The 20,119-nt window shown below is 48.3% G+C and carries 23 protein-coding genes and 3 riboswitches; of the genes, 10 read left to right on the top strand and 13 right to left on the bottom strand.

The window, feature by feature from the left end; all coding sequences use genetic code 11:
* The first annotated feature begins 12 nt into the window (after nucleotides 1–12).
* From tatA to BW952_RS05365, 3 genes are all read left to right on the top strand, one after another.
* Nucleotides 13–210: a twin-arginine translocase TatA/TatE family subunit gene (tatA, locus tag BW952_RS05375; RefSeq protein WP_045849072.1), complete on the top strand. Its 198-nt coding sequence runs from the start codon at nucleotides 13–15 to the stop codon at nucleotides 208–210.
* Between the two features lie 66 nt (nucleotides 211–276).
* Nucleotides 277–996 carry a twin-arginine translocase subunit TatC gene (gene tatC, locus BW952_RS05370; RefSeq protein WP_045849073.1) on the top strand — a complete coding sequence of 240 codons (720 nt, stop codon included), beginning with the start codon at nucleotides 277–279 and terminating at the stop codon, nucleotides 994–996.
* A 161-nt stretch (nucleotides 997–1,157) separates the two neighbouring features.
* A complete protein-coding gene (locus BW952_RS05365) occupies nucleotides 1,158–1,493 on the top strand; it encodes a helix-turn-helix domain-containing protein (RefSeq protein WP_045849074.1) in 336 nt (111 codons plus the stop codon).
* Nucleotides 1,494–1,542: 49 nt separating this feature from the next.
* On the opposite strand, the gene BW952_RS05360 is transcribed toward BW952_RS05365, so the two are convergent.
* A complete protein-coding gene (locus tag BW952_RS05360; RefSeq protein WP_045849075.1) occupies nucleotides 1,543–1,989 on the bottom strand; it encodes a YaiI/YqxD family protein in 447 nt (148 codons plus the stop codon).
* The gene (locus BW952_RS05355; protein ID WP_231581245.1) at nucleotides 1,970–3,277 is read right to left on the bottom strand and encodes a M48 family metallopeptidase; all 1,308 of its coding nucleotides are present in this window, start codon (nucleotides 3,275–3,277) and stop codon (nucleotides 1,970–1,972) included. The genes BW952_RS05360 and BW952_RS05355 overlap by 20 nt, the downstream gene beginning before the upstream one ends.
* 138 nt (nucleotides 3,278–3,415) lie before the next feature.
* Between BW952_RS05355 and BW952_RS05350 the strand changes: the two genes are divergently transcribed.
* Entirely contained in the window at nucleotides 3,416–4,048 is a 633-nt protein-coding gene (locus BW952_RS05350) for a DUF975 family protein (RefSeq protein ID WP_045849076.1), read from the top strand.
* Here the strand turns inward: BW952_RS05350 and BW952_RS05345 are convergent.
* Nucleotides 4,037–4,537 (bottom strand): VanZ family protein, encoded by a 501-nt coding sequence (locus tag BW952_RS05345; RefSeq protein ID WP_231581247.1) that lies wholly within the window; start codon nucleotides 4,535–4,537, stop codon nucleotides 4,037–4,039. The two genes, BW952_RS05350 and BW952_RS05345, sit on opposite strands and share 12 nt — an antisense overlap.
* Nucleotides 4,538–4,766: 229 nt before the next feature.
* Between BW952_RS05345 and BW952_RS05340 the strand changes: the two genes are divergently transcribed.
* Nucleotides 4,767–5,111 carry a helix-turn-helix domain-containing protein gene (locus BW952_RS05340; protein WP_045849077.1) on the top strand — a complete coding sequence of 115 codons (345 nt, stop codon included), beginning with the start codon at nucleotides 4,767–4,769 and terminating at the stop codon, nucleotides 5,109–5,111.
* A 73-nt stretch (nucleotides 5,112–5,184) separates the two neighbouring features.
* On the opposite strand, the gene sinI is transcribed toward BW952_RS05340, so the two are convergent.
* Nucleotides 5,185–5,322, bottom strand: a complete 138-nt coding sequence (gene sinI / locus BW952_RS19140; RefSeq protein WP_082084507.1) for a DNA-binding anti-repressor SinI — start codon at nucleotides 5,320–5,322, stop codon at nucleotides 5,185–5,187.
* Nucleotides 5,323–5,340: 18 nt separating this feature from the next.
* A riboswitch (cyclic di-GMP riboswitch) is annotated at nucleotides 5,341–5,428 on the bottom strand.
* 89 nt (nucleotides 5,429–5,517) lie between these two features.
* Nucleotides 5,518–6,735: a glycosyltransferase family 4 protein gene (locus BW952_RS05330; protein ID WP_045849078.1), complete on the bottom strand. Its 1,218-nt coding sequence runs from the start codon at nucleotides 6,733–6,735 to the stop codon at nucleotides 5,518–5,520.
* Nucleotides 6,736–6,935: 200 nt separating this feature from the next.
* On the opposite strand from BW952_RS05330, the gene BW952_RS05325 reads away from it, so the two are divergent.
* The gene (locus BW952_RS05325; RefSeq protein ID WP_045849079.1) at nucleotides 6,936–7,211 is read left to right on the top strand and encodes a helix-turn-helix domain-containing protein; all 276 of its coding nucleotides are present in this window, start codon (nucleotides 6,936–6,938) and stop codon (nucleotides 7,209–7,211) included.
* Nucleotides 7,208–8,071, top strand: a complete 864-nt coding sequence (locus BW952_RS05320; RefSeq protein ID WP_045849080.1) for an LCP family glycopolymer transferase — start codon at nucleotides 7,208–7,210, stop codon at nucleotides 8,069–8,071. The genes BW952_RS05325 and BW952_RS05320 overlap by 4 nt, the downstream gene beginning before the upstream one ends.
* A gap of 48 nt (nucleotides 8,072–8,119) precedes the next feature.
* Here BW952_RS05320 and BW952_RS19785 read toward each other — a convergent pair whose 3' ends face one another.
* From BW952_RS19785 to gcvT, 6 genes are all read right to left on the bottom strand, one after another.
* Complete coding sequence (locus BW952_RS19785; RefSeq protein ID WP_269430713.1) at nucleotides 8,120–8,248, bottom strand: hypothetical protein; 129 nt, start codon at nucleotides 8,246–8,248, stop codon at nucleotides 8,120–8,122.
* A 40-nt stretch (nucleotides 8,249–8,288) separates the two neighbouring features.
* Nucleotides 8,289–8,375: riboswitch (cyclic di-GMP riboswitch) on the bottom strand.
* Between the two features lie 178 nt (nucleotides 8,376–8,553).
* Nucleotides 8,554–9,774, bottom strand: coding sequence for an ATP-grasp domain-containing protein (locus BW952_RS05315; RefSeq protein WP_045849081.1), 1,221 nt, complete (start codon nucleotides 9,772–9,774; stop codon nucleotides 8,554–8,556).
* Between the two features lie 284 nt (nucleotides 9,775–10,058).
* On the bottom strand, nucleotides 10,059–10,355 hold the full coding sequence (locus BW952_RS05310) for an iron-sulfur cluster biosynthesis family protein (protein WP_045849082.1): 297 nt from the start codon (nucleotides 10,353–10,355) through the stop codon (nucleotides 10,059–10,061).
* Nucleotides 10,355–11,821 carry an aminomethyl-transferring glycine dehydrogenase subunit GcvPB gene (gene gcvPB, locus BW952_RS05305; RefSeq protein WP_045849083.1) on the bottom strand — a complete coding sequence of 489 codons (1,467 nt, stop codon included), beginning with the start codon at nucleotides 11,819–11,821 and terminating at the stop codon, nucleotides 10,355–10,357. Before gcvPB ends, BW952_RS05310 begins: the two co-directional genes overlap by 1 nt.
* Nucleotides 11,818–13,167 (bottom strand): aminomethyl-transferring glycine dehydrogenase subunit GcvPA, encoded by a 1,350-nt coding sequence (gene gcvPA / locus BW952_RS05300; RefSeq protein ID WP_045849084.1) that lies wholly within the window; start codon nucleotides 13,165–13,167, stop codon nucleotides 11,818–11,820. Before gcvPA ends, gcvPB begins: the two co-directional genes overlap by 4 nt.
* Entirely contained in the window at nucleotides 13,164–14,261 is a 1,098-nt protein-coding gene (gene gcvT, locus BW952_RS05295; protein WP_045849085.1) for a glycine cleavage system aminomethyltransferase GcvT, read from the bottom strand. Before gcvT ends, gcvPA begins: the two co-directional genes overlap by 4 nt.
* Nucleotides 14,262–14,550: 289 nt before the next feature.
* A riboswitch (glycine riboswitch) is annotated at nucleotides 14,551–14,644 on the bottom strand.
* Nucleotides 14,645–14,856: 212 nt separating this feature from the next.
* Here gcvT and BW952_RS05290 point away from each other — a divergent pair.
* The 3 genes from BW952_RS05290 to BW952_RS05280 are packed head-to-tail and all read left to right on the top strand — an operon-like array spanning nucleotide 14,857 to nucleotide 17,919.
* The gene (locus BW952_RS05290) at nucleotides 14,857–15,966 is read left to right on the top strand and encodes an acyltransferase family protein (RefSeq protein ID WP_052698315.1); all 1,110 of its coding nucleotides are present in this window, start codon (nucleotides 14,857–14,859) and stop codon (nucleotides 15,964–15,966) included.
* Between the two features lie 10 nt (nucleotides 15,967–15,976).
* Nucleotides 15,977–17,332 (top strand): right-handed parallel beta-helix repeat-containing protein, encoded by a 1,356-nt coding sequence (locus BW952_RS05285; protein WP_169714084.1) that lies wholly within the window; start codon nucleotides 15,977–15,979, stop codon nucleotides 17,330–17,332.
* A 23-nt stretch (nucleotides 17,333–17,355) separates the two neighbouring features.
* Nucleotides 17,356–17,919, top strand: coding sequence for a YdcF family protein (locus tag BW952_RS05280; protein ID WP_052698317.1), 564 nt, complete (start codon nucleotides 17,356–17,358; stop codon nucleotides 17,917–17,919).
* 88 nt (nucleotides 17,920–18,007) lie between these two features.
* Here BW952_RS05280 and BW952_RS05275 read toward each other — a convergent pair whose 3' ends face one another.
* Both BW952_RS05275 and BW952_RS05270 read right to left on the bottom strand, forming a co-directional pair.
* A complete protein-coding gene (locus BW952_RS05275) occupies nucleotides 18,008–18,676 on the bottom strand; it encodes a response regulator transcription factor (protein ID WP_045849086.1) in 669 nt (222 codons plus the stop codon).
* Nucleotides 18,654–20,060 carry a sensor histidine kinase gene (locus tag BW952_RS05270; protein WP_045849087.1) on the bottom strand — a complete coding sequence of 469 codons (1,407 nt, stop codon included), beginning with the start codon at nucleotides 20,058–20,060 and terminating at the stop codon, nucleotides 18,654–18,656. The genes BW952_RS05275 and BW952_RS05270 overlap by 23 nt, the downstream gene beginning before the upstream one ends.
* Between the last annotated feature and the right edge of the window lie 59 nt (nucleotides 20,061–20,119).

Below are 20,119 nucleotides of genomic sequence, written 5' to 3'. Positions count from 1 at the left end.
GGAGGTTTTTCCATGCTGCAAAACATTGGCGTGCCAGGGTTGATTTTAATTCTGGTCATCGCATTGATTATTTTCGGTCCATCCAAGCTTCCTGAAATCGGCCGCGCATTCGGCTCGACGCTGAAGGAATTTAAAAAGTCGACTCGCGATCTTGTATCTGATGATGATGAAGAAAAACCGGAAAAGAAAAAAGAAAAAACGATCGTTTAATAACAAGAACAAAAAAACTGTTCCCTGCGGCCGGCAGGGACAGCTTTTTTCATTGGAGGTGGCCCTATGGAAGAGCAAAACATGAAAGCACTGGAGCACCTTGAGGAACTGCGGAAGCGGCTCATCATCACGGTCGCTGCCTTTCTTGTTTTTTTTATCGTATCCTTTACGTTCGTGCAGGATATTTACCATTACATTGTGAAAGACTTGCCGTTTAAGCTGGCGCTGCTCGGCCCGAGCGATATCATTATGGTGTATGTCCTGATTGCCGTCGTTGTCGCCGGTTCGGCCACGATCCCCGTCGCGGCTCACCAAACGTGGCTGTTCGTCCGACCTGCTTTGTCTCCTGCAGAACGGAAGGTGACCCTTACCTATATCCCCGCGCTGTTCTTTTTATTTATCGGCGGGCTGTCATTCGGTTATTTTGTCCTGTTCCCGATTGTTTTGTCGTTTTTAATGTCGCTTTCCGGTAACATGTTTGCGACGTTTTTTACAACCGAAAAATATTTCAAATTTTTGCTTCATATGACATTGCCGTTTGGCGTGCTGTTTGAAATGCCGATCGTGATGATGTTTTTAACAAGCCTTGGTATTTTGAATCCGTATAACCTGCAAAAGATGCGCAAGTTTGCTTATTTTGCGCTGATCGTCGTGTCGATCTTAATTACCCCGCCTGACTTTTTGTCGGATGTGCTCGTCATCATTCCGCTCATTTTGCTTTATGAAATTAGTGTATCCCTGTCGAAAATGGTATATAAACGAAAGGTCGCAGCCGCCGCAAGCTAGGAATCGCGGCGGTCTTTTACTGGGTTAAAAATCCTCTTCTGCCGCTTTCAACATTTCTCATCAAAAAAATACTAAATTTTACCCTTTTTCACGCTCCTCTGTATAATTAAAGCAAATTCTTTGATACTATTTATAGAGGATAACAAGAGAAGGGTGATCGGATGTCGATTGGAGAACGTATACAAAAATACCGTAAAGAAAAAAAGCTGTCATTAACCGAACTGGCCTCGCGTGCATCAGTAGCCAAATCATACCTTTCTTCCGTAGAACGCGACCTGCAAATGAATCCTTCCATTCAATTTCTGACCAAAATTGCCGCCGTATTGGATGTGTCAGTGGAGACGCTGATCTCTGAATCGGATGCCCCGCTTGAGCCCGTTGACGACGAGTGGGTTCATCTGGCGAAGGAAGCGATGGAGTCCGGAATCAGCAAAGAACAATTCCGAGAATTTTTGGAATTTCAAAAGTGGAAAAAACAATCCGAAGACGGTTCATAATGTCCAGCAGCAACAAAAAAGGCGGCTTCTCATGGAAGCTGCCTTTTTTTCATTTTCCAGTAATACGGGTGAGCAAGTCGCTTAATTGAACGGCAAACTGCTCGTTGTCTTCAGGACGTCTTTTGGAAGGGCCCTTTAAGCGGCCTCCTGCGTTTCGAATCTTCTTCGCTGTATGCCGGCTGAGCAGCAGCTGATCAATATTTTCACTTGTATATTCCCGCCCGTTTTGATCGATCGCATACGCCTGGCGGGCCAGGACCATCGCAGCGAGTCCGTAATCCTGTGTAATGACGACATCGCCTTTTTTCACCCGGTTCACTAGCACAAAGTCGACCGCGTCAGCACCTTTGGAGACGATGACAGTTTCGGCACCTGGCCGGCTCATTTCGTGAGACGTATCGCATAAAAGAACAACCGGCAGCCCAAATTCCCGGGCTGTCTGGCAAGCCAGATCGACAACCGGGCAGCCGTCTGCATCAATTAACAAGACTGTCATTCGGCTTCTCCTCGTTTAAGATCATGAGAAATTCATCTGATCCCTCATCTTCCGCTGTACTGCGGACCGTATCTCCGTATTCATCTTCTAAATCAGGATCGGCACCGTATTCCATCAGCAAACGGGCCATGTCATAATCCTCATATAAATAGGCATTCCAGAGCGGGGTAAAGGAATACGCATCCTCCGCATTCGGATCAGCACCTGCCTGCAAAAGCACTTCAGCTGTTTCGAGCTGACTATTGTTCGTTGCATAATGAAGAGCCGTTTCCCCTTCACTTGAAGCGGCTTCTAGATCTTCACCAACGCTGATAAGTTCGGATACTGTGTCAGTATCCCCATCAGCTGCCGCCGTCATAAGCGCTGTTTCTCCCTCGACCTCCCCGACGCCAAGATCATCCATCATCGCCTCGTCAAAAAAAGCAGCCGGGTCAAGCTTCGACACAGCGTAAATCGCGCCGGCAGTGAGTAAGCCGATAACGAGCACGGCAGCGGCCGCACCGATCAGTACTTTTTTCTTTGGCGCCCGGTAATCCGTTGCATCCGGCAGCCGCAAAAATTGACCGATATGCTGGATGCGCTTTGGCAGAACCGGGTGCGTCGACAATTTCTCAGAAAGCCATACAAACACATTCGTTTCCTGTTCAATCTGGCGGACGTACGCCTCTTCGTTCACTTCACGGTATAGCACCTTGCCTGCCCCAAGCATCGTCAGTGCCCGCTTGGCTGCCTGTCCGTCATTTACATAATGTGCAGCGTGCCGGTCACACGTATATTCCGCCGCACGCGAATATGCTTCACTTAAAAATGGAATCCAGGATGCGGGCAGTGTCAGCCAGTTTTTCCAGATATGGCGGCGTTTAATGTGTGCCAGCTCATGGGCGATAATAAAATCAAGCTCCCTGTCCCCCTGCTGTCTGGCCAGTTCAAACACCTCGGAATACAAAACAACCATATCCCGGCCAAAAAAACGTGTCGCAAACGCATTAAGTGCGCCTTCCGACTGAACGATAAAGACGTCAGGCACTTTTTTAAGACGCATATCGAGCGATAATGACTGGATTCGCTCATAGACATCCGGGAACTGGCTCTCACTCACCTTCACACCATTTCCCCGAATAGACCCCATCATAATAGCGTGGAAGCAAAGCGACAAAAGAAACAAGCCGATGAGTACAGGCAGCATGATAAGAGAAAAAAACAAAGCGATATACAATCCAGCACTCACAACACAGCTTATTAAAAAATAAATCGTTTCTTTCGGATAAACAAGATTGCGGTTTTCCAACAGACATTCTCCTTTAATTTTATTCATAAATTCCAAGATACGACAATTTTTCACAATGGTCAATAGTGGATTTTTTTTCAAAAAGAATGGAACTTCTTCTTGCTCTGTGCGTATATAAAAGAGAAAGGTGGAATTCATATGTATTATAGTAAATTAAGGGCAAAGGCGCGCGAATCGCTGCGCGGCAACTGGCTTATTGCCATCGGTCTTTTCGTTGTATCCATACTTGTAGCAAGCGGACCGGACGTTATTATTCAGCCAGAGGAGTACGAGTTTACCTGGAAGGACCCGATCATCTTCGTCCTGTCTATTTTGATTCTTCCGATGTCAGTCGGACTCGTGTGGGCATGGGTTGATTTATCACGCGATAAACAGGTTAGCTTCGGCCACTTGATTGAGCCTTACAAAACGATGTTCGGCAAAAGCATTCTCACCGCCCTAATTCAAGGTCTGCTTTTATTTTTCTGGTTTTTGCTTCTGATTGTACCCGGCATTATTAAATCCTTTTCCTACATGATGACGTATTATATTTTACGAGATGACCCGGACCTGTCACCTCTTCAAGTGATTACAAAATCGCGCAGAATGATGGATGGCCATAAAGGAGAGGCCTTTGTGCTTGGTCTTTCATTTATCGGCTGGATCCTGCTCGGCATTGTGACAATCGGCATCGGCTTTATCTGGATCGCTCCATACATGAGCGTGACCTACGCGCACTTTTACAATACAATCCGCGCAGAATACGAAGAAAAACACGGCTCAGGCATCTGAGGACCGTGTTTTTTTTCGCCAACTATAAAATGGCACATAAAGGCCCAGCGCAATAAACGCGCCTGCCATATCCAGCAAAACATCCTCCACCATCGGCGTACGGCCGCCTGTCAGCAGCTGATGGTATTCATCCATCATGGCGTACAGCCCGGCCCCCGCAAAAGCAAACAGCGCAACAGGCCAAATCCGTTTCGGTCCCGCAAGCATAAGCACCCGGAACAGGGCCAGCGCTAAACAGCCGAACAAAAACAAGTGGGCGAATTTCCGAATAAAAAATTCAATAAAATAGTAATAGCCTTTTGTTTCAATGGATATCGCCGTCCCCCAGTAGGAGACTTCCACTGGTGCCAGCAACCCGGCGAGCGGCTCTCCCGGCAGAAGACTTTCCAAAAGCGGCACAAGGGACTGCTCCTCATAGGTCTGAGAAGAAAAGCGAAAGATCACCACACCGATCATGAGCAACGCAGCAACAGTTAGTCCTTTTTTCAATCAAACACCTCTTTAAAACAACTCTTGATTCGTATACACATTAACAAATGAATACAATACAGGAAAAGAAAGAAAAGATCTACTATTTAAATATGCTGAAAATTGAAATTTTATTCGACAATATCCATTTCCATATGGTAAAATTTAAAAACAATCACACCCTTTGTCGTATTTCCATCGGGGGAATCGTACTCAAACGAAAATCTATTACTGAAAGCAGGAGATACACATGGCTATCGGTGAAAAAATTCTCGCTTTTCGTTTACAAAAGGACCTGTCTCTAACCGAATTATCTGTTCGTTCTGGCATTTCTGAAACCGTTCTTTTCTCCGCAGAGCAAAACGGCCAGCTGCACCCTTCTGATCCGCTTTTAACCAAAATCTCTTTCGGCCTTGAAGTTGAAGTAGAAGACCTTTTAACTGGTGCTCAGACCAATCTTTCCACGCTCGACGAGGAATGGACGGCTGTCGCGCACGAAGCAATGGCCTCTGGTACATCACCCGAACAATTCAAGGCATTTTTGGAATCCCGTCGCCAGCAAACAGTCTTAAATGTTATTCCTACACTCTCTTAATCTATACAAAAAAAGCAGCGGATTCCCATGCGGATCGGCTGCTTTACCTATGTCTTTTTGAGCTTTAATGGTGTCAAGCCTCTTTACGCTCCTCCTGCTGTGCTAATGATAAAAAAACACGAATTTCCTGAATAGATATGCCCAATTGCTTTGCCTCAGACATGAGATTGACCCACTCCTGCTCAACGGTACGAACTCCAAGCTTTTCCATTAAAGCTTCTCCTCCCGCTTCGGCAGCACAGCCATCCAAGCAGAATGCCACTTTAGGATCTGTTGCTTTGCGTCCTTACTTTTCAGTAAGTTTGCCCTTGTCACATATATAATGTTATTCGTGTAGATAGATTGTAGCACGCTGTCTGACTTTTGGGAATATTTTTTTAAAATAATCCTTCCAGCTCATGTAGGATTATCCATTCAATCGTTCCATCTGTTCATTTTCTATTGTCCGTTCCACACACTGATAGGCATAAACCAGCTGATTGATTACATGCTTTTCGGAATAATGCTTGTACACATGGATTCGAGCCTGTCCCGCCATTAGCAGCCGTTTAATTCTGTTTTCCAGCACGGCGATCGTCCGCTCCACAATCTGCGCATCCAAATCGGCCAAAATAGCATGTTTTTCATGAGCAAAGCCGATGCTTTCATTTGCTGTTTGACTGATAATGACCGGACAGCCGAGCGCAGCTGCTTCTAAAACAGGTATTTTTTCCTCAAAACCAAATCGGATTGGACAAATGTAAACAGCCGCTTCTTTTACTTTTTCCACCACTTCCTCAGGATCTTCTATCAGGTCAACTCCCTGCATCTCGGCCAGCTTTTTCACCGCCGGGGGTGCATTTGCGCCACCCAGCCAGCATTGCAATTCCGGATAAACAGCTTTTAACAGGGGGAAGATGTCCTTTACAAGACGAGTGGCCGCATCTGCGTATTCCGGGCGGTTAAACGGACCCGTGAAGATAATGGCTTGTTTTTTCGGTTTCTTGATGTCGCAGGAAAAAAAAGATTCTTCTACATAATTTGGAACAACAAAAAAGGTGTCGATCGTGACCGGTGCCAGGTCGCGACGGGCCGCATGAGACGAAACCAATCCATTTACCGTGCATTCCTTTAAAAAGGATTCGTGCTTTCGAACACGGCCCAGCTCCCCTCGGATCGCTGTTTTTTCCACAAATTGATGAGTCCACCTGTACCGGCGCTCCAAGCTTACGCTAATGGCCCCCAAATAATCGACAATAACCGGCTCCATCCAGCGGTCCATATCAGGAAAATTGTGCACCATCGTCGAATGAATGTGAATCACATCAAATCGCACTTCCTTCAGGATATGCTTTACGATTCTTCTAATCTCCGGAAATGTGTGCTTTGATACGTGATACGGATACCGCTTGAATAGATAGCTTTTGACTTTTGCAAAATAAGCGGGCCCGGCCTTCTGCTCGTAAATAAAGCCTCTTCCCTTCCAAATGAGCTCTTCTCCTTCTACTAAAAAGATCGAACCATTTTCCTGATAAAGACAATAAACTGCATCATTCCGCTTTAACAAGCCTTTTATTTGCTGATAGGCTCTCCTTTGATCATCGGTTCCTTCCGATTGAGGACGCTTTTGTGCAATATATAACACGTTGATGGGAATCACCCCCTCTTCGTTCTTTATAAAGAACTAATCTGGTGTGATTATACCACGGACAGATTAGGCAATTAATAGGTAAATAGGCTTATTTATTCTAAATAAAGAACAAACAATGAAATAAATTCGTTTTAATTCTCTTTTATGTGCGTTATAATGAACATAACATCGAACAGAATAGGGGGGAAGAGGGTATGATTGGCGTTCGCATAAAAGAACAGAGAGTGAAAATGGGGTTATCGTTAAGCCAGTTAGCGAAGCAAGCGAATATTTCCAAATCGTATTTATTTACGATTGAAACCAATCCGGCTGTGAACCCATCATTAGCAATCCTGCATAAGCTGTCCGGCGCTTTAAATATGAAAATGGATGACTTAATCAAAGAAGGAGAAAAAGATCTTCATATGAGTGCCAGCGACTTTCTGCAGTTCCGTGCTTTTTTGCAGGAAAGAAAAGCGGGCCGGCCATGAAACGAGCCGTTTCTTTTTTCGTGCTTATACTGGCCACCCTGCTCGTGACCGTCGCTTTTACAGCCGAACGAACGCTCAATTCGGTCACACTGCCGCCGACGGAAAAGCGGGTCGAAGCCGTTTCGTTAAAAAAGAAGGACGCATTTAGTGTGCTGTTAATGGGAACAGATCAACGAAAAGGCGATCGTGGCCGAACCGATACAATGGTGGTAGCGACCGTTTCTGACACATCCATTCAACTGCTCAGCATTCCACGTGATACATTGGTTCAGATTGCCGATACCGAAACGAAAACGAAAATCAATCACGCGTACAGCTATGGCGGGACCGCGCTTGCGGTTAAAACAGTGGAACAGTTTCTCGATATTCCGATTGATTACTTTGTGAATGTGAACATGAACGGCTTTATTCAGCTTGTGGATGAAATTGGCGGAATCACCGTTCAAAATGAATTCGCATTTGAATCCGATGAGTCGTTTTTTCCTGAAGGCTCGATTACGCTGACAGGTGAAGAAGGATTGAAGTATGTACGGATGCGCTATGAAGACCCCAACGGAGATTTCGGGCGGCAAAAAAGGCAGCAGCAGGTGATGAGGGCGCTGCTGGATGAAGCGGTTCAGCTTGAGCATATAAACGACCTGCTGGCTGTGATCCGCAACAATGTTGAAACCAACCTAACGCCAACAAGCTTTCTGCATTTACAGCGCAACTACAGCAACGCCCGCTTTCAAATTGATGTTCTGTCCATGCAAGGAACAGACCAAACAATGGAGGGCATCTACTATTACATCATTAGCGAACAGGAACGGCAGCGGCTGTCCGGCCTTCTCAAGGATCACCTGCGTGTTTCTGCCTCCTAAACAAAAAAGGAAACACACATTTACGTGGTTTCCTTTTTTTTTGAATCGTTATCTTACTTTTTTTCTTGGATTATTTCCTACCTTTACGTAATAATTTCCGTCCTCGAGCTCCTTGAAAAATTTAACACCGAACCAGCGAAGCGGTGTCCATACTTCCTTCATTGTGTAGAGCGGCATTTTGATAACCTCCTGAATAAAATTGTACGGCGCCTTTGTATTCGGCAGCTGGCTGGCATGGCTTATCCAAGCGGTAGCCCCTCTAGCTTTACGTCACTACTTTTCAATAGCTTTGCCTTTTCGTACAATCATGGAGTCTGCATTATCGTATACGATATGACATAAAATAACGATTATGGATGAATACTATTTAATAGTAATATACTAGCATTATGCCAGATTCAGAGAATAATGTACAGCGCTAAATTAATTTAATTTTCTGAGATTAAAAAAGCTACCCCCATATACGGAGCAGCTTTGAAAGATTATTCTCTTTGGGTTAAACGATCTTTTTCCATAGACAGCAAGATGGACTCTACCTCTTCTTCACTATGACCGATGACTAGCCCTATTATTTTAGAAGGTCCTGTTTTTCGGGCCACATATGAAGCGTCAAGGAGGCTGAGCGGAATAAACTGATTCTGGCTCAAGTACGCGTCTACGACAGACAGCCCCTCTCCAAAATCCCCTTCCCACTCCAGGCACGACAAACGAATGACAGGTTTTTTATACACGTCCTCGACACTTTTGTAAATCATCAGGCCGCAGGAGGACGCATTAAAGCGGACATTTAAATCAATAAAGTAAAAGTCGCTGCCTCTCATTAATACGTCAAAGCCGGCAGTGCCCACGTACCCAGCAGCGACGATATTCTGCATCACCTGGAATCCTGCTTCTACGACTCTTTCAAACGGCTCCGCATTAGTCGAGATCCAGCTTCCGCGAAAACAATTATCATCATTCACAACCTGCTCTGATTTCCCTAAAAAGCTGACAGTCCCATGCTGGTCAGCAGCAAAGTGAAAGCCAAAGTTCCGGTCGTACTCAATATATTCTTCTAAAATAATGGTCGACAAATCGCCAAAATCTTCACTAATCGTATGAAGCTGCTCGGTCCGCTCAATAAACAGCACACCGCAGCCGCCAGAAGTCGGTCGCCCGTCCCCCGTTTTTAATATAAACGGAAGCGGCGGTGTATCCGCGATCAGCTCTTCTATGCTAACCATTCGCCGAGGAGGCACATGCTCCGGCGGAACAAGAGCAGGAATGCTGCGCTTGTCGCTGACGTACGCAATAACGGATGGATCGACCCAATAAAGGGAATCCGGTGCATCTTCAGAAGGGTGAGGATATTGAAAGATTACTTTCTTTCCCTGTAACGATAGCTTTTGCAAAATAGAAACATACTCTTCATCAGAAGAATACGTATATAAAGTGGATGGAATGCTGAGACCCGCTTTTTCAAGCAAATGGACAGCGCCAGGCGTTACCGCGCCCGTATGGCAAATAACCGGCATCTCACCGGCGACACAAAGCTCACGCCCCGTTAATGCTTCCAGGCTGAGCAGATCTCCGCCAAAGTGCTCGTAGTCGCGGGCATATAGCTTCGGTGAATACACATAGCCTTTTCCATATAGTTCTTCTGCGCTTTGCTCCGGTCGAATTAAGTCTACAGACATGTGCAGCGGCAACGCTCTTTCCCCCATGTAAAGCCACCTTCCTTCATAAAAATAACAACCTTATTATTTATATCCATAGGAAACCGTTTTCAAACACTAAAAAAGAAAAAACAGGAAAATGGATACAGACATTTACAGTGTGCTATCGCCGGTATTTTTGAAACAGCGCCGATATCTTGGCCGCTATCGCCGATATAATAAAATACCGGCGTTAGGTAGAGACTTATCAGCGTTAAGGGGAAAATATCGGCGTTAGTGACACATTTATCAGCGTTAGCAATAAAAAAAGCGTTCCTTTTTCAGGAACGCCGTCAAACCGTACAGCCCGAGTCAAATGAACTGCCGATCGTAAATCCATTTTCTTTTGTCCAATCGATCTCTGCTCCCTCATCTAGATAACGCTCGGTGAACCGGTCGATGTGAAAAACAATTCCGCCGCCGCAGTCCAGCGTCGTATCATGACGGCGCGGCTCTCCCGCTTCAACCGACAGATGAACCGAGATGCCGCAGCCGCCTTTCATATCGGCATCGATTCTCAGCACACGATTCTCCGGTACGGTGAAACCGGTCAGCTGCTGCCGGGCTGCATCTGTTAAGCGGATCTTCATTACGTCTGTATCGTTTCTTTTTCGTAACGGACCACCGGCTTGCGGGCTGCTTTTACTTCGTCGAGACGGCCGATCACTGTTGTATGCGGCGCGTTCAGCACGATATCCGGATTTTCCTCCACCTCACGTGCAATTTGAATCATGACGTCAGCGAAGGCATCCAGTGTTTCTTTGGATTCTGTTTCAGTCGGCTCAATCATCAAGCACTCCTCCACGTTCAGCGGGAAGTAAATGGTCGGCGGATGGTAGCCGAAATCAAGCAGCCGCTTGGCCATATCAAGCGTTCGGACACCGAGCTTTTTCTGCTTGGACCCTGACAGGACAAATTCATGCTTGCTCACCTGCTCATAAGGAGACACAAAGTACGGCTCCAGCTTTTTGCGCAAATAATTCGCATGAAGCACGGCACTTTCTGACACCTGCCGCAAGCCGTCCGGCCCCATCGTGCGAATATACGTATAGGCACGGACGAGGATGCCGAAGTTGCCATAATAGCCCTTCACGCGTCCAATAGACAGTGGTTCATCCACATTCAGCGCATAATGGTCGTTCTTTTCCACTACACGGGGCACCGGCAAAAACGGAATTAATTTTTTGTTCACGCCGACCGGCCCTGCTCCTGGTCCTCCTCCGCCATGCGGTGTGGTGAAGGTTTTGTGCAAATTCAAATGAACAATATCAAAGCCCATTTTGCCCGGTGTCGTTTTGCCCAAAATGGCATTGGCGTTGGCGCCGTCATAATAAAGAAGCCCGCCTGCTTCGTGGATCACCTTCGCAATTTCCACAATGTCCTTTTCAAACAGACCGAGTGTGTTCGGATTCGTCAGCATCAGTGCGGCCGTATCTTCGTTCACATGCTTTTTCAATTCGTCTACATCGACAAGACCCTGTTCATTCGATGGCACGGTTACCGTACGGAAGCCCGCTACTGTCGCGCTGGCCGGATTGGTGCCGTGAGCGGAATCCGGCACGAGAACCGTCGTCCGCTTTTCTCCCTTTTGCTCCAAGTATGCCTTGACGAGCATAAGTCCGGTCCATTCCCCCTGCGCCCCCGCAGACGGCTGAAGAGTAACGGCATCCATTCCCGTAATAACCGCTAAATCCTCCTGAAGCTCATGCAGCAGCCCAAGTGCGCCCTGCACAGTGGAGGCTGGCTGGTACGGATGAATACGGCTGAAGCCGTCGAGACGGGCTACATCTTCATTGATTTTCGGGTTGTATTTCATCGTGCAGGAGCCGAGCGGATAAAAGCCGTTATCGACGCCGTGATTTTTATTAGATAAGGCCGTGTAGTGGCGAACAAGCTGAAGCTCCGACACTTCCGGCAGCTCCGGCTCTTCATCACGGATCAAATGCGCCGGAAGCTTTTTCGATACATCCACCGCTGGCACATCACTTTCCGGCAGGCTGCAGCCGATCCGCCCCGGACGGCTGATTTCAAAAATCAGGTCATTGTAATTCATCATGCGGTCACCGCCTCCAATACATCGATAAATTGATCAATCTCTTCCCTTGTCCGCTGCTCAGTGACGGCAACCAGCATGTGATTCGGCTTCCCATAATCAACACGCAAATCAAAGCCGCCGATAAAGCCTTTTTCAATAAGCTGCTCCTGTATGTCCGCAACGGCACAAGGCAGTTCAACGGCGAACTCGTTAAAAAACGGAGACTCGTTCATCACAGAAAAGCCTTTTTGTGTAAACGCCTTTGCCGCATAATCGGCTTTTTCCATATTCAAACGGGCCATGTATCGCAGCCCTGTTTTGCCGAGAGCCGTCATGCAAACAGCAGAGGCAAGCGCATTTAACGCCTGGTTCGAGCAAATATTGGAGGTCGCTTTGTCACGGCGGATGTGCTGCTCACGAGCCTGCAGCGTCAGCACAAAGCCCCGCTTCCCATCGGCATCCGTCGTCTGGCCGACAATCCGTCCCGGCACCTTGCGCATTAACGGCTTTGTCACCGCAAAGTAGCCGCAGTGCGGACCGCCAAACGCCATCGGAATGCCGAGCGGCTGCATATCGCCAACGACAATATCAGCGCCAAGCCTGCCCGGAGGCTGCAGCAGCCCAAGTGACAGCGGGTTGGAGCTGACAATGAGCAGAGCACCATGCGCCTTCGCCAGCGCGTTGATTTCTTTTACATCTTCAATCGAGCCGAAAAAGTTCGGGTATTGCACAATCACCGCTGCTGTGTCGTCATCAATTTGGTCCTTTAATGAATCGAGATCCGTTATATCCGCTGTAAGCTTTGCTTCTTCCACTGCATAGCCCGGGCCCGCTGCGACCGTTGTTAAAATCGCGCGGGATTCTGGATGAACCGCCTTTGAGACAACGACCTTTGAGCGTTTTGTGTGCGCGACAGCGAGAGAGGCCGCTTCCGCAAGTGCCGTAAATCCGTCGTACATCGAGGAATTAGCCACATCCATTCCTGTCAGCTCACATACCATCGTTTGAAATTCAAAAATGGCCTGCAGCTCGCCCTGTGAAATTTCCGGCTGGTACGGCGTGTAGGCTGTATAAAATTCAGAGCGGGAAATCATATGGTTGACGACACTTGGAATGTAATGGTCGTACGTGCCTGCCCCTAAAAACAACGGCAGCTCGCCGGCATTCACATTTTTTCCAGCCATCTTCTGCATCTGCTTCCATAGCACCGGCTCCGGCAGGGCGTTCGGAATCGCAAGCTCCCCGTCCAGACGAATCGATTCCGGCACATCTGAGAATAAATCATCTACAGACGAAACGTTTAAAAAAGCCAGCATGTCCTTTTGATCTTCTGTTGTATCAGGCAAATATCTGAATGTCGATGTCATTGCTTCCGCTCCCTTTTGTAGAATGGTACCTTCACCACTGCCGCTTCTGCTTTTTTGCCGCGAATATCGACAAAAAACGTCGTTCCGATCCCGGCAAAATCAGCCGCAATCAGCGCCAGGCCAATCGGTTTTTTTAACGTCGGCGAATGCGTCCCGGATGTCACGACGCCGATCGGCTCACCAAGCTCGGACAGGATACGGTAGCCGGTTCGCGGAATGCCGCGGCCGATCATCTCAATGCCGACTGTTTTCCGTTCAAGCCCTGTTTCCTTTTGCTGTTGAAGCGCCCCCTGACCGATAAATGGCGACGCCTTTGCTGTTTTCACAGCGAACCCAATTCCTGCTTCTAGCGGGCTGATGTCCTTCGTCAGCTCCTGGCCGTATAAAGGAAGCCTTGCTTCTAGCCGAAGCGTGTCCCGTGCCCCAAGTCCGCACAGCGCAAGTGGTTTTCCGGCAAGCCGTCTCCACAAAGCCACCGCCTGCTTCGCCGGCACGTACAACTCAAAGCCATCCTCTCCCGTGTAGCCGGTGCGGGACAGGAGGACGTTTTCAACACCGCCAATGACCGCATTCTCTTTAAATTGAAATGGCCGGATCGCAGACAAGTCTTTATCCGTCAATGCTTGCAATATTTCCTCCGCCCGCGGACCCTGCACCGCTAACAGAGCCGTTTCCGCCGAGATGTCCTCCACCGTTACGTCTCCTCCAGCATGCTCCTTCATCCAGGCAATATCCTTGTCAATATTGGCCGCGTTAATGACCAGCATCCATTCGCCGCCTGCTTTTTTGTAAACGAGCAGATCATCCACCGTTCCGCCGGCTTCATCACACATCGCCGTATAAAGCGCCTGCCCTTCTTCAAGAACAGATACATCATTTGTGACGAGATAATTGAGGTACCGCTCTGCCCCTGGCCCTTTCACGAGCACTTCTCCCATGTGCGATACATCGAACAGCCCGGCGCTTGTACGGACAGCCGCGTGCTCCTCCATGATTCCAGAAAACTGAACCGGCAGCGCCCAGCCGCCGAAGTCAATCACCCTGGCTTCATGTTTTTCATACTCCTCAAAAAGTGGTGTTTTCTTTAGCGTCATATGTTAACCCCTCCTTTTATTCGTGCTTTCGTTTGGCGCAATTATTGTGTGTATGGCGCAAAAAAGGGATAATTGCGCCGTATTTCGGGGAATTGCGCCGTATTTCGGGGAATTGCGCCGTAATCCTGGGAAATGCGCCGTAAATCCGGGAAATGCGCCATACCTCAAGAAAACGAAAAAAGGACAGAGAAAAGGTGTAATCCTTTTCTCTGTCCTTGAACCTGAAAGTTTAATCCGGCATGGATTTTCCCCTTTGGTGGCATGACGGGTCATGCTCTCTCCAGAGCTGCGTCTGATTGGGGTCCCTTTTACCTGAGAGATTCGTTTCAAGGCTTTTGAAACTTGCTCCGTCGGCGGCTTTCGCACTCTCCCCCAACCGTCATCCGCATGTATTCATTTCTCTCATCTTAATCAATCACCCCCGCTTTTACAAGTATTTTCTGAAAAATAAGAAAAAAGACAGAAGCTCTCTTTCACTGGTTTTCTTCTCACTTAGAAAAAGAGAGATCTCCCTTTACATTTCATTGTCTCCATAGTAATATTCTTTATAACGAACAAATTGTTCTCCAAAAAGAATGTATTAGGAGGGAACCCATTGAAACAAAGCCGGACGCTTGTAAATGAAATGTTTCTGCTGCGAAGTATCGCCTGTCTCAGCATCCTGATGCTTCACGTTTTGGACCGTGTGTATTTGGACCAAAGTGAAACGGTGAACGGGCTTAGTGTACTGCTCACTTTTGGCACGCCCGCTTTTGTTTTTATCTCCGAGTTTATCATTGCCTACTCGTACCGAAACCGGCCGATTCAGTCATTTTGGCGAAACCGGATCCATTTTATCTTTTTGCCTTATCTATTTTTCGGTGTATTTTACGCAGCCGCGAAAGCGTTTGAATCCGCAGGCCTTGGCTCAGGGTTCGGCAGCGCCTTTTTCACCTATACGTGGCGCCATATTTTGCTCGGTGATTACCACGGCTACTTTATTTTAATTATTTTCCAATTTTACGCGCTTCACCTGCTGTTTCATTCATACTTAAAGAAAGCCTCTCCGAAAAAGGTCATTGCCGGCTCTTTTCTCATCAACGCGGCTTACCTGTCGTTTTTCAACTTTGTCCCTCCGCTGAACGTTCCGTTTACCGATTATATATGGACGCAGCTTTACTGGGTGCCGTTTTTAGGATGGGTCTTTTATTTCACGCTCGCTTTTTACAGCGGCCATTTTATTGAGGAATTCCAAAAGCAGCTCGTGAAATACCGGCACTGGACGACAGTCGCGACGGTGGCCTTCGGTGCTCTGTCCATCAGTTTGTATCATCTGGATGTCATGCCGATTGTGTCGTCTAAACGGGTTGACATGCTGCTGTTCACCGCGAGCATGATCTTTTTCCTTTATTCTCATGCGATGCTCCTGAAGCGCATTCCACGCTTCTTCTCGTGGGTCAGCCAGTACTCGTTCGGTATTTACTTGTTTCATCCATTTTTCCTGGCCATCTTTGCGGCGGTTTCGTTTCTCTGGCAGGATCTCCCGCCGCTGCTCACCGTTCCCGGTCTGTTTTTCGCTTGTATCGGATTGTGCGCCTTGACGATTTATTTATTTAATAGATGGACATTTGGCGCTTATATGGTTGGAAAAGTCGGCATCAGCCAAAAACGGCCGGCCAAAGCAGCGCAGGAAGAAGTAAGCGCCCCGACCGTGAAAGTGAATTGAGATGCATATGATGATCAAACAGCCTATTTCGTTTCATGATAAATATTGGATTCTTTGGCTGCTTGCTGCCGTCATTGCTGCGGTCTTTTTCATTCCAAAAACAGCCGGCGTGCTGCTTGAGCAAACAGAAGACGAAAAACCAGCTGTTCAGCAGACAGCGGCTCCTCCGGTGTTCAGCCCGGCGGCATTCGGGGCCGTGCCGAATGATGCAAAGGACGACACAAAAGCCATCCAGAAAGCCATTGACGAGGCGGCAGCGAAAAAAGGGGTCGTGCGTATTCCGGCCGGCACTTTTTTGATTAACACCAACCCGGACACCGGCACTCTTCATGTGAAGGACGGCTCTGTCATTCAGCTGGACAGCAAAACGACTTTAAAGGCCATTCCGAATGACCTTCCGATTTACCGCATCTTTACCGTTTACAATCGGACAAATGTCAAAATCAGCGGCGGCACACTCGTAGGCGACCGGTATGACCATACAGACACCGGCGGGGAATTCGGGCACGGCATCTTTATTGCCGGGAGCTCAAGCAACATCACGGTCTCCGGCGTGACGGCGAAGGATTTTTGGGGGGACGGCTTTATTGTGGAAGGCGATGCAAAAAATCGGACCTATCCGACTGACGTGGCCATCCACAACGTGACAGGCGACAACAACCGGCGGCAGGGAATCTCCATTACAGCCGGCAAAAACATCATCGTGAAAAACAGTACCTTTTCCAATACTAATGGAACGGCTCCTGAAGCCGGCATCGACCTGGAACGTGATCCTCCGTTTGATTTGCCGCTTGAAGATGTCGAGCTGCTCTACAACAAGGTGACCGGCAACAACGGATATGGCATCGCTTTTGTGTACGCCAGCCATAATAGCGCGCTGAACAACGTGGTGACCGGAAATAAAGCAGGCGGCATTTATATCGGCGGCAGCCAGGACAGCGGGGCGGCCGATGAAAATACGATCCGCAATAATTTTATTTCCGGAAATAGCGAAAACGGCATTTTCATCAACTTCTCCACCAAAAACGCCATCAGCGGCAACACGATCGAGAAAAGTGAAAAGGACGGCATTTCGATGATGAACCATATCGGGCAAAACCGGATTTCCACGAATCTCATCCGCCAGAACAAAGGAAATGGTGTGTCCGTCTGGGGCGGTCTTAATGATCAGAGCGGCATCGTCATTCAATCGAATGAAGTGCGCGGAAATGGCGGAGCCGGCTTGTCGGTCGTTGATGTAACCGATGCGACGATCATCCATAACCGCCTGCTAAGCAACACACAAGCCGGGATGAACTTAAAAGCTGTAAAGGAGTCAACGGTTCAGAAAAATACAGCAAAAGGAAATGGGCGCAACGATGAATAAGCGAAAAGGAAGGAGGAAACGAGGTGACGATTCGTAAAAAAGGATGGCTGCTGGCCGGCTTCTCACTCATTGGAGCCGGCCTTCTCGCCGCCTTTCTCCTGAATGCCGGCCACGTGTTAATGGTGCAGGAGCAGCCCAAGCCGTCTGACGCCATCGTGATCCTGAGCCCGGGAACCGAGCGCATTGAAGCCGGGGTTCAGCTATGGAAAAACGGCTATGCCGATGACATCATTTTGTCGCGCGCGAATACCGGCACCTTTACAGTGAGCGAAGCTGTCGCGCTCGGTGTGCCTGCCGGCCAGGTCATTGCCGAAGAACAAGCGTACAGCACCTATACAAACGCTACTTACACGAAAGAGCTGCTTGAACGCCGCGGGGACAGTTCGGTCATTATCGTCACGAGCGATTACCATATGCGCCGCACCAAATTTATTTTCGACAAAGTCTTTCAGGACAGCGGCATCTCGCTTTCCTATTCCGCCACTCCATCGCGCTACGAATGGTCCGCCTGGTGGAGCGATGAAGAAAGCAAGCGGATGCTCTGGAAGGAATACGCCAAGCTCGCCGGATATTACGTTCTTTACTAACATAACCTGGATTCTTTTTCCTGCCCGCCGAAAACCGATTATTCGGCGGGCAGCCTGCAATCACTATTTTTTCAAGCCGTCCAGACCGCTATTGCACCCATTTATACCCTACACCGCGCACCGTTTGAAAATGCGCCTCCACCGGAAACCCTGCGTCACGTATTTTTTCCCGGAGATTCCGTACGTGCGAGTCGACGGTTCTTGCCTCTGTTTCCGTTTCATATCCCCATACGAGCTCAAGCAGATGATCCCGCTCGAATACTTGATGGGGGTGCTTGATTAAAATGCCGAGCAGTGCAAATTCCTTTGGTGTTACACGGATAGGCCGTCCGTCATAAGACACCTCGAACCGGGCTTCATCCCATGTTAATCCGTTTAAGGAAATATTTTTAGCAGGTGCACTTCTCCGCAGCAGCGCCTCGATTCGGGCGATCAGTTCTTGTTCACTAAATGGCTTTGTCACATAGTCATCCGCGCCAAGCCGGAGTCCTTTCACAACATCCTCCTCCTGTCCACGGGCTGTCAGCATGATGATTGGCACACTCGAAATGGCGCGAATCTCCCTGCAGACCGTCCATCCATCCATCTCCGGCATCATCACATCCAAAATGACCAGATCAATGCCTTCCTGCTTGACCATGTCCAGCGCCTCCTTCCCGCCCTGGACCTTTAAGCACGTGTAACGATGAGGCTCCAGGTAAAGAGCCAGCAAGTCCAGCATTCGTTCTTCATCATCAACCAATAAGATGGTACTCATCCCGATCATCCTTTCGTTTAAGAGAAATAGTCGCTTTCGTGCCCATTCCTTCCTTGCTTTCAATGAACATGCGTCCGCCGTGCGCTTCCACAATTTCCTTTGCGACCGACAAGCCAATGCCGAACCCGCCGCTTTCCCGTGCACGTGATTTGTCGACCCGGTACAGCCGGTCAAAAATAAACGGAAGATCTTCTTTCGGAATGCCGGCCCCTTCGTCCTTCACTTCAACGATCACCTCGTCGTTTTTTTCAACAACAGCAATCGACACATGCGAGCCGGTGCTTGAATATTTACGCGCATTATCGAGCAGATTTAACAGCACCTGCTGCATCCGCTCTTGATCCATCATCACCTGAACCCCCTTCGCTCCTGAGATCGCCAGTGACTTGCCTTCCTGCTCAAACGCTTCGCGGACAAATTGAACGACCCCCTCGAGCAGCTTATCGAGCGACGCTTCCTTTTTCACAATTCGGAACTCATGCTGATCCATCTTGGCCAGCTCAAACAGCTTTTGAATAAAACCGGTTAAACGGTCGGCTTCCTCTTGAATAATGGCCGCGTATTTTTCTTTGTCCTGCTCTGATAAGCCAGGACGGTTTAAAATGTCCGAATAGCCTTTGATATACGTGAGCGGTGTGCGCAGTTCATGGGATATGCTGCTGAGAAATTCATTTCGTGCCCGTTTCAGCCGGTCAAGATCATCAGATAGCTTTGTAATTGAAGCCGCCAGCTCCCCGAGTTCATCGTTCCGGTCAACGACCAGGTCCACTTGATGATGCCCAAGGCTGAGCTTCTCCGTCGCTTCCTTCATTCGAATAAGCGGCATCGTAATGAACCGCGACAAGCTCATGATGGTAGCCACTGTTAAAAGAGCCGCTATCACTCCCGCCCAGACAAACTGCCGCTGAATATGGCTGACCATGCGTTCAATAGCTTCTGTATCCGAAAACATAAAAACGTGGCCGAGATGCTCGCCGTCGTTCATGACCGGGCTGTCTGATGCGATATACTCCTTTTCATCCCACTTCGTCTCCACCACCTGCCCGCCGGCCGGCATCGACTGAAAATCGGTGTTTTGAATGACCGCCGCCATTTCCGGCTGGATCGGGTCCGAATGAATCAGCACGCCGCCCGTTTCATCCGTCACAATCACACTGAAGCTCGACGCTCCCTCCATCATGCTGACGTGATTCATCGTTTCTTCTTGAAAGCTTTCTGCCAGCACCGCACTGTGCGTTTCTCCCCGCGCAAGCAAATTATCCATCACTTCATCCACCCGGTCATCGACGAGCGTCACGTAAAGCGTGTAAAACAGCAGCGCTTCAATGAGCAGGATGGAAATAAAAAATAAAAGCCCTATTTTAAATGATAATTTCGTAAACATAGAACACCTCTTTTTTCTCCGATCACGTTGACCCTTATTATAGATGGGAAAAACGGATT

Origin of the sequence: Domibacillus enclensis (genome assembly GCF_900156125.1) — a bacterium.
GTDB classification, from domain to species: domain Bacteria; phylum Bacillota; class Bacilli; order Bacillales; family Domibacillaceae; genus Domibacillus; species Domibacillus enclensis.
The sequence above is the reverse complement of the archived record's forward strand: the minus strand, read 5'-3'. Positions and strand labels throughout refer to the sequence as shown.

What these genes read in the sequence shown, in the direction of transcription:
- BW952_RS05340 (WP_045849077.1), top strand. Translation starts at nt 4,767, where the DNA reads ATGGCTATCGGTGAAAAAATTCTCGCTTTTCGTTTACAAAAGGACCTG.
- BW952_RS05315 (WP_045849081.1), bottom strand. Translation starts at nt 9,774, where the DNA reads ATGGGGGAAAGAGCGTTGCCGCTGCACATGTCTGTAGACTTAATTCGA.
- gcvT (WP_045849085.1), bottom strand. Translation starts at nt 14,261, where the DNA reads ATGACGCTAAAGAAAACACCACTTTTTGAGGAGTATGAAAAACATGAA.
- BW952_RS05360 (WP_045849075.1), bottom strand. Translation starts at nt 1,989, where the DNA reads ATGACAGTCTTGTTAATTGATGCAGACGGCTGCCCGGTTGTCGATCTG.
- BW952_RS05270 (WP_045849087.1), bottom strand. Translation starts at nt 20,060, where the DNA reads ATGTTTACGAAATTATCATTTAAAATAGGGCTTTTATTTTTTATTTCC.
- gcvPA (WP_045849084.1), bottom strand. Translation starts at nt 13,167, where the DNA reads ATGACATCGACATTCAGATATTTGCCTGATACAACAGAAGATCAAAAG.
- tatC (WP_045849073.1), top strand. Translation starts at nt 277, where the DNA reads ATGGAAGAGCAAAACATGAAAGCACTGGAGCACCTTGAGGAACTGCGG.
- BW952_RS05310 (WP_045849082.1), bottom strand. Translation starts at nt 10,355, where the DNA reads ATGAAGATCCGCTTAACAGATGCAGCCCGGCAGCAGCTGACCGGTTTC.
- BW952_RS05285 (WP_169714084.1), top strand. Translation starts at nt 15,977, where the DNA reads ATGATCAAACAGCCTATTTCGTTTCATGATAAATATTGGATTCTTTGG.
- BW952_RS05275 (WP_045849086.1), bottom strand. Translation starts at nt 18,676, where the DNA reads ATGAGTACCATCTTATTGGTTGATGATGAAGAACGAATGCTGGACTTG.
- sinI (WP_082084507.1), bottom strand. Translation starts at nt 5,322, where the DNA reads ATGGAAAAGCTTGGAGTTCGTACCGTTGAGCAGGAGTGGGTCAATCTC.
- tatA (WP_045849072.1), top strand. Translation starts at nt 13, where the DNA reads ATGCTGCAAAACATTGGCGTGCCAGGGTTGATTTTAATTCTGGTCATC.
- BW952_RS05325 (WP_045849079.1), top strand. Translation starts at nt 6,936, where the DNA reads ATGATTGGCGTTCGCATAAAAGAACAGAGAGTGAAAATGGGGTTATCG.
- gcvPB (WP_045849083.1), bottom strand. Translation starts at nt 11,821, where the DNA reads ATGATGAATTACAATGACCTGATTTTTGAAATCAGCCGTCCGGGGCGG.
- BW952_RS05320 (WP_045849080.1), top strand. Translation starts at nt 7,208, where the DNA reads ATGAAACGAGCCGTTTCTTTTTTCGTGCTTATACTGGCCACCCTGCTC.
- BW952_RS05365 (WP_045849074.1), top strand. Translation starts at nt 1,158, where the DNA reads ATGTCGATTGGAGAACGTATACAAAAATACCGTAAAGAAAAAAAGCTG.
- BW952_RS05350 (WP_045849076.1), top strand. Translation starts at nt 3,416, where the DNA reads ATGTATTATAGTAAATTAAGGGCAAAGGCGCGCGAATCGCTGCGCGGC.
- BW952_RS19785 (WP_269430713.1), bottom strand. Translation starts at nt 8,248, where the DNA reads ATGCCGCTCTACACAATGAAGGAAGTATGGACACCGCTTCGCTGGTTC.